Origin of the sequence: Luethyella okanaganae, from assembly GCF_042660285.1 — a bacterium.
Classification (GTDB): domain Bacteria; phylum Actinomycetota; class Actinomycetes; order Actinomycetales; family Microbacteriaceae; genus Luethyella; species Luethyella okanaganae.
This window is the reverse complement of record NZ_JBHSTP010000002.1, coordinates 669,219-679,461: the sequence shown is the minus strand read 5'-3', so window position 1 is coordinate 679,461 and position 10,243 is coordinate 669,219. Positions and strand designations below refer to the sequence as shown.

The 10,243-nt window shown below is 63.9% G+C and carries 10 protein-coding genes; 1 reads left to right on the top strand and 9 read right to left on the bottom strand.

Annotated features, from left to right (window positions below; translation table 11 throughout):
* Positions 1 to 288 precede the first annotated feature (288 nt).
* The 8 genes from ACFQB0_RS10885 to ACFQB0_RS10850 all read right to left on the bottom strand — a co-directional run bounded on the left by ACFQB0_RS10885 (position 289) and on the right by ACFQB0_RS10850 (position 8,070).
* Positions 289 to 621 carry a hypothetical protein gene (locus tag ACFQB0_RS10885; RefSeq protein WP_386731276.1) on the bottom strand — a complete coding sequence of 111 codons (333 nt, stop codon included), beginning with the start codon at positions 619 to 621 and terminating at the stop codon, positions 289 to 291.
* A gap of 250 nt (positions 622 to 871) precedes the next feature.
* Positions 872 to 1,525 carry a hypothetical protein gene (locus ACFQB0_RS10880; RefSeq protein ID WP_386731274.1) on the bottom strand — a complete coding sequence of 218 codons (654 nt, stop codon included), beginning with the start codon at positions 1,523 to 1,525 and terminating at the stop codon, positions 872 to 874.
* Entirely contained in the window at positions 1,522 to 1,707 is a 186-nt protein-coding gene (locus tag ACFQB0_RS10875; protein ID WP_386731271.1) for a hypothetical protein, read from the bottom strand. Before ACFQB0_RS10875 ends, ACFQB0_RS10880 begins: the two co-directional genes overlap by 4 nt.
* A gap of 50 nt (positions 1,708 to 1,757) precedes the next feature.
* The gene (locus ACFQB0_RS10870) at positions 1,758 to 2,633 is read right to left on the bottom strand and encodes a hypothetical protein (RefSeq protein WP_386731269.1); all 876 of its coding nucleotides are present in this window, start codon (positions 2,631 to 2,633) and stop codon (positions 1,758 to 1,760) included.
* 586 nt (positions 2,634 to 3,219) lie between these two features.
* A complete protein-coding gene (locus tag ACFQB0_RS10865) occupies positions 3,220 to 3,837 on the bottom strand; it encodes a hypothetical protein (protein WP_386731266.1) in 618 nt (205 codons plus the stop codon).
* A gap of 440 nt (positions 3,838 to 4,277) precedes the next feature.
* Positions 4,278 to 5,147 (bottom strand): TniB family NTP-binding protein, encoded by an 870-nt coding sequence (locus tag ACFQB0_RS10860; protein WP_386731263.1) that lies wholly within the window; start codon positions 5,145 to 5,147, stop codon positions 4,278 to 4,280.
* A gap of 161 nt (positions 5,148 to 5,308) precedes the next feature.
* Complete coding sequence (locus tag ACFQB0_RS10855) at positions 5,309 to 7,207, bottom strand: hypothetical protein (protein WP_386731260.1); 1,899 nt, start codon at positions 7,205 to 7,207, stop codon at positions 5,309 to 5,311.
* Between the two features lie 101 nt (positions 7,208 to 7,308).
* On the bottom strand, positions 7,309 to 8,070 hold the full coding sequence (locus ACFQB0_RS10850) for a TnsA-like heteromeric transposase endonuclease subunit (RefSeq protein ID WP_386731258.1): 762 nt from the start codon (positions 8,068 to 8,070) through the stop codon (positions 7,309 to 7,311).
* Between the two features lie 480 nt (positions 8,071 to 8,550).
* Here ACFQB0_RS10850 and ACFQB0_RS10845 point away from each other — a divergent pair, with 480 nt between their 5' ends.
* Complete coding sequence (locus ACFQB0_RS10845) at positions 8,551 to 8,988, top strand: MarR family winged helix-turn-helix transcriptional regulator (RefSeq protein WP_386731256.1); 438 nt, start codon at positions 8,551 to 8,553, stop codon at positions 8,986 to 8,988.
* A 101-nt stretch (positions 8,989 to 9,089) separates the two neighbouring features.
* On the opposite strand, the gene ACFQB0_RS10840 is transcribed toward ACFQB0_RS10845, so the two are convergent.
* Positions 9,090 to 9,974 carry a hypothetical protein gene (locus ACFQB0_RS10840; RefSeq protein ID WP_386731254.1) on the bottom strand — a complete coding sequence of 295 codons (885 nt, stop codon included), beginning with the start codon at positions 9,972 to 9,974 and terminating at the stop codon, positions 9,090 to 9,092.
* Positions 9,975 to 10,243 lie beyond the last annotated feature (269 nt).

The window sequence follows — 10,243 nt, the reverse complement described above, 5'->3', positions numbered from 1 at the left end:
GTGACGGCCCGGCCCTCGCGGTGTTCGCGCCACGCGGTAGGCGAGCCGTAGACGCTCGACAGTCTCAGCCGACGGTCGACGAGTTCCCTCGTCCCATTGGCAAATGGCATTGGTCTCGCGGACGTTGCCGAGGTAGCCGACCAGTTGGGCACCGAGGATTCCGCGGAGGCCTCCGGTGAGCTCGCTTGCGTCACGCCGGGTGGCGTCGTGAAGATGACGAGTTCGAGCTCGCAGCGCAGTTGTCATGACCTCATTGTGGGACACCACCCCCTGCCCGCGTCCTAGGACTCAGGCTGTTGGCTCGGTGTGATCGCGCGCTTCGATTTCCCCGAGTGCAATGCGGACGGCCGACTCGACGGTTTCAGCCCCCGTGGCGGCCAGCAGATGCTGTCGGCCGATGCGCGGGGCTTCCTCGCCGCGCGCGATGGTGCCCTTGATAGTGGGCAGACCGCCTGCTTCTGTCAGGTCGGCGAGGCGCGCGTAGTATTCCTCCTCGCCTTCGCTGAGCATGGCGGCGAGCAACGCTCGGGAGGTTCCCCCCTCGAGGACCTGGGTGTCTGGGCCGAACTCGGGCATCTCCTCGGCCCACTCGCTGCGGGCATCACGATCATTGGCATTCATGGTCGTCCTCGCTTTCCTCGACCATGGGGGCCGAACAGGCGAGCCTAGCCCGGCAACGTCACTTCGGCATACGACCTTCAGTTGCTTGATGCGCTTGCATTCGAGTTGCCTGGGCCCCGTCGACCAGCGGGACACCTGCGCTGCCACCGCCCGCCTTCGGAGGATCAGCTAGCACTGGTCGGGAGAATCGCACTAGCCTGCAGCGGAGGTTCACAAGAGTGCTCCCAACGCAGAGAACACAACGAGTGAGCTACGGCCCGACTGTCCCCATGGGATACCCCTTGTCATGCTCCCTCGGCGTACCGAGTTCCGTTCGCCATAGCACTCGATCGCGGACGTAGTGATAGTTGAAGGCTGGAACGGAAAGGTTCGGAATATCGATCGCTCCTAGCAGCCCGCTGCTCCGGGGCATCGGCCGACGGCGCTCCTCCTCGTCACGATGCTCGGCCTCCCAGATCAGCTTCGACTTGGGCATCTCCAGTAGCACCGTTTGGCCTCCTTCGACGACGTCGAGACTCGCCTCTTCGATCTCGTTGCCTACGGTGATCTGGATCCAGACCTTGTATGCCGATTGCTTGCCTTCATTTCGGACGGCGTACATGCCGGGAGACTTCCAGTCGCAATCCCATGTCACGTCGTGCTGCTCGGTGGCCCGCACTTCACTCGCCCGCGCGATGTCGTTCGCTTCACGTGCGATCGTGTTGGCCTCGGTCGAGAGCGTGTTCGCACCCTTCGCGATGCTGTTAGCGTCCTTTGCGATGAAGTTCGCGCCCGCAGCTGCTTCCTTCGCCTTGTTCGCGTGGTGGAGCCCAACCACCCCCACGACGAACCCGGAGATGCCGAAGAGCGCCGCGACGATGACCCCGGCGACTGTCGCGACGGCCACTACCTCGTCCGGGGTCACTCGAGCATCCGAGACTCGGCGTACGTCAGATCGCGGCGATGGTCATTGGAGCAAACCCATTCATCGAAGGCATAGGGAATCATCGTCGGTCGCTCGTTCTTCGGCAGCGGCGTCCAGCGCTCACGAGGCTTCACAGCCAGCGTCATCGCCTCCCCGCAGACGTTGCAGTCGACCGACATCATGGTCCGTACCTCCCCCAGTTCACACTACCGACGGGCGCCGACACCACGGCTCAGCCGTCGACGACAACTCCATCGACCTTGCTGTCGTAGTCGATGTCCATCGGGATGAAGCTGCCGTGGAAGAACAGGCCGGACTTGCGAGGTTCGGTGGTGCCATCGGGCGGGAGGGTCACTGCTTCCCGGTACCCGAGGGGTCGTCCGCCAATCACCTGCTCGGGGAGTCGTCCGATGGCGAGCGTGGGATACGGGGCTACACCTTCCGGCATCTCATCACCGAAGTGGCGCTTCGCCCGAGCGTGGAACATCGCGGCGTAGACGTTCGCGATCATCCAAGCCTCGGCGAGTACTACTGGCACATCGACCCGCAGTGAGATGGCCTCCAGCCCCTGCTTGGGCCTCACATGCGGGCGACTGAGATACGTCAGCATGGGGCGATCGAAGATCGGCACCGACTTCCCTTCTCCGAACGCACTCACGGGGATCTGCCCAAGTTCGTCCGGCGGCGTGGTTATGAATTCGATGCGGACGTCTCCGCGGGTGCTCACCGCGAGGCCGTGCTTCACCTTGTTGTGCGCCGCGTTTACAGACAACTCGTCGCCGGTCAACAGCGAACTCGCATGGTTCACCCATGCCACGGCGGTCTCTGCTGCGGCGGCCACATTCTCGTCGACGCGCGTCCCAGGCGTGAAGAGGCACCGCAGGAACAGCCCTTGGTCGGCACCCAGGGCCGCGACGGTCTTCTGGACTACGTCAATGAGTGCGTTGGGGCTATCGGCAATCGCCAGCCACGTGCTTGGTGCGTCACCTTCCTTCGGCTTCGCCGCCGTCACGGCGTACATGAACCGGAGCAGCGCCTCGGCAGCCTGGTGGCGCAGACTGAGCGCCTCGACCGCTACCTGGAGCCGACGATCCTGCTCCTCGAACACCAGCAGCTGGTCCGTCTTGGTCAGTCCGAGCGCGTTGAAGAACTCTGGGCTCGTCGGCCGGCGTCGGGACCGCCACACTGCGCTCTGCGGCAAGTAGCGATGAGATCCGCGAGGCGAAGTACGCCGCCGGATGCGAAAGGAAGAACTCGTCATCGAGGGCCTCAGCGTGGCCCTCGCTCAGATGGATGCTATCGGCGTGTAAGTGAAGGTGCATTGGGTTCCCTCCAAGGGCTCCTCACTATTCTGGCCGCGTCGGGCGACACTTCATCGAACGTGCGCACGCTTGCCATTCCGCATCTTGAGCGCATAGCGAAGCCCGATCCCGCTTCTCGCCCGCCCCGGCGTCTCGATCGTTCTCGACGGGGCTCGCCGTCTCTAGCTCGGTCCTTCTACTCAGGCTCGGCGAGGTTTTCAGCTCGACGGTCGATGCCGAGGGTGGCTACGAGGTCTTCGTGGAGTTGGAACCAGACGCGGTGGCACGAATCGAAATTGCAGGCCGGGCGCTGCACCGTTACACCTTGCTTGTGGGGCGCTGCATCGTTACACCTTGCTTGTCGGCCGCGCGGCGGTTTCCGCACCACGGCGGTCACCGCGACGACTCGAGGCTAGGCGCTGGGGAGGGGTCTGCCTCGTACTCAACCGCCGCGAAGGTCTTGGTCCGGGGAGCGGGTCGGCCACGCGGCACCGCGACGACGCTTGGCAAAGCTCGAGTGTCGAGGTGCCGGAGCAGGCAGGCTCGGTGGGTGCGCGCCGCCGCGACAAGGGCACGGTCGAGGGTGGCTGCTCGCGATGTGCGGCGGGTCCCAGTCATCCCGTACGCAGCTGCGACAGCGTCGCGCCCGTGCACGATAACGGTGCGCGCTAGCTTCACGACTTCGAACGGTGCCTCCATTTGCGCGATGCCCGCGGCGGTCGAGAGCAGGAGCTTCGTCTGGTCGATTGACCCCCGCTGTGGGCTCAGGAGGTAGGTGACGAAGTCTGGATTGGTGAGCACCTCGGTAAGTTGGACGATCTCCGGAAACAGAGCGGGGAAGCTGCTTGCCGAGACTTGGGCGGGGAGGACAGGCTCTCGCTCAGCGAAGCTCGCCAATGGACTGCAGGAGGCCCACGTGCTCAGTAGCCGGTAGCTGAGGTCGAGTTCTCCGGTGTGCAGGCCGATCCCTTTCGGGATGAGTCCGCTTCTGAGTGATCGTTCCGCCTTCAAGTACGCGGGTAAGTCCGTGAGGTCGAGATCGAGGTTCTCGCTGCGCCACCGCTTGTGCGACAGACAGATTGGGCCGGCAGCGATCCGAACGGTGGTCTGCGCACCGTCTGCGCATCGACGGCACCCCGTGGACTCCCCTGGTAGGCGGCAGCATTCGACGCATCGCCCATATTTCCAACGGTTGTGAGGGCAGCGGCGTGGGAGAAGGTTCCGGTCTCTGTCGCGTCTGAACCAGCCATGCTCTAGTTGGCCGAGGAGCTCGAGCGGCCCGCGTGCTCGCTCGGGGGCGGGTTTGTATGGCAATGACGGGTCGATTCGACGTGCAAGGGACCAAAGGGCCGAGTCGGAAACGGAGTTGGCACGTGCCAGTCGAGTTAGGTAGCTGTCGGCAGTTTCTCCGTTGACCGCGCGCAGGCCGATGGGAAGATGCCGGATCAGCATCAGGCGGCGCCGACCGTTGTGGCGGATGGGGCACGTACGGCCTTTGGCGGAAGCACCCCTCGGCTTCGGAGGATGTCTTTGCTCAGTCTCTCCTGGCCCGAGGTCATTGCTTCGAGGGAGCACGAGCGGAGAGTGTCTGCGAGCTTGCCGATCGATCCACCAGCGTGGGCGAAGAACTGACCGCTGAATTCAAGAATCGTTCCTGGCGTCTGTTCGATCAGTCCGAGCGTGTCTTCGAAGTCCACGAGGAGGCTCTCCCAGTCGGAGCGCCCCGCAGCCGTCGCGTTGGTGAAGCGGGTGACGTGATGGGTGTCGAATCGGCCCGCGATCTGCTGGCCCCGCAGGCCGGTAAAGAGGCCACTCTGATCAACGTTGATGCCGGCGTAGACGAAGGTGGCCGCGCACTGTTCAGAGAGTTGCTTTAGCGCGTCAGAGGTTTCCATGGATTGCTGACGGCTGAGGTTCAGATTGTGGATTTCGTCGACGATCACGAGTTCGGTTCTGACGGTGCGCATCACCGCTGCAACCGAGCTCATCATCTCGGTACGAGAGATGCGATGCCCATGGGGTAGGCCCAGAAAGTCGGCGAACTGCACCAGCATGTCCTTCGGGCCGCACGCAGGCGGGACCGTCACGTAGATCACGGGGAGCATTCCCGCGGCGCCGGATGGGTGACCTTGGAGTCTGCGGCGCCGCTCGTGCTCGCGCCCGATCCGGATCACGGTTGTTGTCTTGCCCAGCATTGGTTCGCCGCTGACGATGAGGCCGTTGCGGGCGTATCTCTTGAATTCGTTGAGGTAGAGCTTGTCGCGGGCTGCCTTCATGATTGACATCAACTGGGGGGTGGCGATGACGGCAATGTCGGTCATGTACCTGAGTCGATCGTGGATGTATCCACGCCGTTCGTCGTCGGAGAGGGCCGACAACTGCTTTGGTGCAAGGCGGATTGGTTTCGAAGGAGTCGATTCGACCAGGCGGGCCCACCCTTCCTTGGTTGACGGCCCCCAGAACAGCTCATCTCTCGCGTCGGTCATAACGAGTCCCAGTCGGTGTCGTCGTCCATGAGCCCGAACCGTGATGGGGTGATGGGCGTCACCGGCGCCACCCGATCCGGTTGGGGAAGCGGGCGTTCCTCGGCATTGGATGGTTCGGAGAGCCGCATCTGATCGGTCTCGACTGCAGCGCTTCGAGCGAGCACGCGGGCCTGCTTCCGATCGGGCTGCGCGCCGCGACTCAAGATGTCGCGCACGTACTCAACCCTTCGGGCCTCTGCCGCGGGCTCACGATGCAGGAAGCCGGTTTTCCTGGTCATCGCCCACACATCTCCGGACATCGGCCCGGTGACATGCGCATTCACCCACTGCAGCGGAAGCCACTCACCGTCAACGGGCAGCCACACGGTTTGGACGTTGTAGGGGTCGTAGTGGATCGGCCACTTCCCGCCCTGCCCGCTGTGCGGGGACTTCATCCGCCGCAAGGAGCTGATCGCGACCGAGTCATAGGTGCGGTTGTCGATCGTGATCCCGTACTGCTGGATCGTCCGCCATTGCACGGGCATCAGGCTCAGGTAGGTCTCAGTGTCGAACGGAACCTCGAGCTCGGGTACGACCTTGCGGTACGCGCGAGCCATCTCGTTCGGCGAGAGCACGACGGAAGGGAACAGCGGATCTCGCAGCCCGTCGTGCGGGCGGTTCTGCCACTCGACAACGATCCATTCGTCCAAGAGTTCCTGCAGTTGCGGCAAGGACAGCAGAGCTCCAGTGTCCACATCTTCACCGCGGAACTCGACCCCGCGGCCGGTGTAGCCGGCGAGGTGCTGGGCGAAGCCAGTGTTAATCGACTGAAACATGCGCTCGACCTTCGCCTTGTCGGTCGGCGTGTAGGGCGCGGACAGGTTCAACGAGATCCCAAGCCGTTGGCAGACGGCACGGAAATGCTCGGAGATGAAGATCCGGCCGCGGTCGGTCGTGATCGTGTCCGGGAAGATGTAGGGCAATCGTCGCCGATAGTCAGCCAGTTCCTCCTCGTCCATCAAAGGTTTGCCCTCGAGCGAGCCGGACACGAGTGCGCGGGTCTCGACTCGACCACCTGGACGGCGGTCATACGGTACGAGCGTCCGGGCCAGCAGGACGACGAGGTCGATGCTCTTGGTGGCGACCGGTCGAACGACCGCGCCAATCACAGACCTGGTCGCGACATCGAGCATGATCGTCAGTTCGGGGCGAGCCCGCACTCCGTCGGGCAGCTGCACGAACACGTCGAGCTTGGTGCTATCGATCTGCACCTGCTCGCCGGGACGGGAGACACCCATCGCCGCGAACGGTCGGTCCGGGCGGTTCGCCAACGATCGTCGAGTTCGGGCTGATCCCGTTACGAACCGGCCGCGATCCATCTCTGCGATCACCCGAAACAGTGTTGCCCGACTTGGCAGCGGAACGACTCCTGTCCCAAACCGTTCATCGAGGAGTTTCCGAACCCCGTCAACGATTCGAGTCCGAGTCCCCGTCGACATGCTCGCTTGGGTCTCCATCACCTCGGCGATGGCAGCCAGGGCGCGCTGGTCGGTTCGACGAGTGGTCTCGTTCGAATCCGTCGCGATCCGCCGATCGATCAGGCCGGCCGCTCCGTGAACTCGGAACGCGGCGAGCTTGCGGCGGAGCGTTCGGGCCTCGACCTGCCTGCCTTGAGCGCGGAGTTCGACCGCGCATTGCCCATAAACCGCACTACGCGGGGTGCCTGCGAGTTCCGCCATGCTGATCGCACGCTCGAGTTCCTCCATACACGTTGCCCAGAACCAGACTTCAGAGCGCTGCGACTCGTCGAGGTGCTGTAAGGCGACCATGTCGTCGCCAGCGGAACTGAGCTCGGCATCGGCGGGGAACCGCAGCGTCGGGATCCTCGTCAACTCTTCGATCAGGATCTCGCGCACCGAATCAACCTCGCGATCCCGTAATGTCACGCTCGTATCCGAAACGGCCACGACTCGAAGCCGCCGATCATCTAGCTGGATGTCCTCGCCAACGCGAACTCTCACTGCCCTATCTCCCTCACTATGCGACCGAGCACCTCGAGCGACAGCGGTTCACCAAGATCGACATCGATCTCGCCGAACCAGATCAGCCGATACGCCCTCGCAAGCCCGACACCGAGCTCGCCTGCACCCAAGACCAGGGCGATCTCTCGGAGGCTCCGAGTCGATGGCGCTCCCATCCGAAGCCACTCGAGGTCAGACGATGCCGAGGCAAAGACGTCGTCGCGGAAGCGCGAGACGAAAAGGAGATTCCGGGTGAGCACCGTGGGCAATGCCGAGATCACCCGATAGCCGAGCCCGATCTCCTCGCACAGCAGGCGCGTCGCCTCGAAGACTCCCGCCGCGTGATCGTCGACCAAGTGCTCCGGGCGGACATCGATCACCACCCCCTCTCCAGACTCCTCCCGCACAAAGAAGTCCGGAGCATGCGAACCACGCCCCGCTTCCTTCGGCCACGTGATCCACATCGGCTGACTCGAGATCCCGACAACACGGGCGTCCCGATCAAGCAGCATCAAGGCTGTCTTCTCAGCGAGCGACTCGAATCCGATGTGACTTCTCGTGGTAGAGGACCAGTAGAGGCCCGAGTAGTTCCGCTTGCCTGGCCAAGCCGGAAAGTTGCGCACCGGCGCGCAGCTCTCGAAAGGTACGGTCGCGGCGTCGCGAGCATCGAGTCTCTGGATCGAGCCATCCCGCTCGAAGGCGATCTGGGCGAAGAAGGCGAGGGAGCCCTCGCGCAATTCAGCGAGTCGCAGCGTCATCGTCAAGCCCACACTGATGCCGAGAACGGAACGCTTGCATGTGCGCTCCTCTCATCCGGTGATCAGTAGACCTGACAATGCAGTCACCATTGCATGAGCCTTCCGCGGAGGCCAGGAGCACACGCCGCTCGCTGGCCAACTCGAGTGAGATTTGGCCTCTCGAATGAGACGCTGGCCAAGTCGGATGAGATTTGGCCAGATCGAATGAGACGGGACAGGACAAACAGAAAACTCGCAGCAAAAATAACGGATTGATAACTAGCGTTCGTTACCTCTTCGTTATATATTCGAAGAGCGTCAGTTGTTTGCTGTGGCGACTGGCGCGAATGTGATTGCAGGACACTCTTGGTGCAAGGGGGAGGGCCGGCCGTTAGCCTCAACGGTCGGCCCTCAATCACGCCTGCCGCACCCATGACCTCGCCCAGTTTGCACGTCCGCCCGGAATACTCCCTATTCTTGGAATCCATGGGGATGAAAGCGATGAGCAATCGTGCCGTAGCCGTTGCCGCCTGGGAATCACTGTTCCGCGCCCAGGTCGCTGTGATGCGTACCCTCGCGAGCGAGTTCCCTTCGCGGGAGATCTCATTGAACGAGTACGACGTGATGTTCAACCTCAGCATTCAGCCGGGTCGCCGGTTGCGCCTGCGCGATCTCAACCAGCACGTGCTTTTGACTCAGCCGAGCGTGAGCCGTCTCGTCGACCGGCTCTGCAGCCGCGGCTACCTGGAGAAGGCCGACGATCCTGACGACGGACGTGGGTCGATCGTGGGTCTGACCGAGGCGGGCTTCGCCCTGTTCCGCAGCGTCGCGATCGAGCACATGGCGTCGATCACTCGGCGGGTCGGCACCGCACTCGACGCCGATGAGCTCGCCCAGCTGATGGCGCTCTGCGACAAACTGCGCCACAACACCGCCTAGTCTCTGCTACGCGCACGCGGGCATGCGCGATCGTCGCAGGTCCGGCGTGGAACTGGTACGCGAGCCACCGGTCGCCCTCAACGAACGAGGAATCGCGTCGGCTACGCAGTCGGGCACAGCGACCAGAGCGAATGGGGGTCGTCTTCGGCGGCCCACTCCATGCCCCGAGGGTCCGATGCGTCGCCGTCGCGCACGCGATCACGGGCCGACGAGAGGTTACGGTATGCACCGAGAAGCTTGCGCAGGCCACCAGGACCGCCCACGAATCGCCTGCGGGTGCGCAGCGCGAGCCGCATTCGTCCACCCCGCGGGCTCTCGGCGACGGCAAGCAGCCACCGGGTCGGAATGTCGGTCTGGTCGAGCTTGAGACGCCAGCGCGCATAACTCTCGGCCGGCAACTGCAACTCCGGGGCATCGCGTTCGAGCGCCACCATGAGCGGGCGAAGCGAGGCGGTGCCGCCGATGCTCACGGCGCGCTCCAGAAGCGACTCGACATCGCCATCCGCCATCGTGCGCACCTGTGCGGTGATCACGTCGAGCGCCCCGGAGACGTCGGACACCCCCGAGAAACGGCCGAGCCCGAACTGCATCGCGACGAGCAGCGAGAACTGCCTATCAAACGCGGGAACGACCACACCGTTCATCGTGATCTCGCACCGACGCTCCCAGATCGCGTCGAAGGCCTGTTCCGGATCGGCGAAGAACCCCGGGATCAGGTAGTGCAGATCGAGCCCGCACCGTCTGGCGGGATGGCGCATCGTGGCCCGGGTGCGCGGCAGCATGCCCGACCGCTGGGACTCCCATTCGACTGACCAGCCTTCGATGAGCAGCATCCGCACGAGATGCGTCGCCGAGGCGGGATCGACGAGGATGGTCGCATTCGGCAGTACGATCGACGGCTTGATGCCGTGGTGCTCGAGCACCGCTCCGCCGCCGGCGAGCACCCGGATATGGGGAGTGGAGGCCAGGGCGGCCACATCGGCCATTACAGAAACCTTGTCGGCGCGTAGTCGTTCCACGTTCGACCTCGACGAGTTGTAACGGTGGGACAGGGGCCCTACCCCCCGCCCCACCGCGGCATTCCCTCGCAGGACTGCCTTTCTCATCCAGGCGACCCGAACATTGCCCGGCGAGACGAAGACACCGCACCATAGGCAGGGAACGGTGTGCGACCACGAGGGCGCAGGCGGCAGCTTGCGCGATCACGCAGGGGACGCCGGTGATCGGGCTGCAGGAGTTCGGGCTCCATAGCCGT

Excerpts from the sequence above, each read along its gene's own strand:
- ACFQB0_RS10885 (WP_386731276.1), bottom strand. The coding sequence starts at position 621 with ATGAATGCCAATGATCGTGATGCCCGCAGCGAGTGGGCCGAGGAGATG.
- ACFQB0_RS10875 (WP_386731271.1), bottom strand. The coding sequence starts at position 1,707 with ATGATGTCGGTCGACTGCAACGTCTGCGGGGAGGCGATGACGCTGGCT.
- ACFQB0_RS10860 (WP_386731263.1), bottom strand. The coding sequence starts at position 5,147 with ATGACCGACATTGCCGTCATCGCCACCCCCCAGTTGATGTCAATCATG.
- ACFQB0_RS10850 (WP_386731258.1), bottom strand. The coding sequence starts at position 8,070 with ATGACGCTGCGACTCGCTGAATTGCGCGAGGGCTCCCTCGCCTTCTTC.
- ACFQB0_RS10845 (WP_386731256.1), top strand. The coding sequence starts at position 8,551 with ATGAGCAATCGTGCCGTAGCCGTTGCCGCCTGGGAATCACTGTTCCGC.
- ACFQB0_RS10840 (WP_386731254.1), bottom strand. The coding sequence starts at position 9,974 with ATGGCCGATGTGGCCGCCCTGGCCTCCACTCCCCATATCCGGGTGCTC.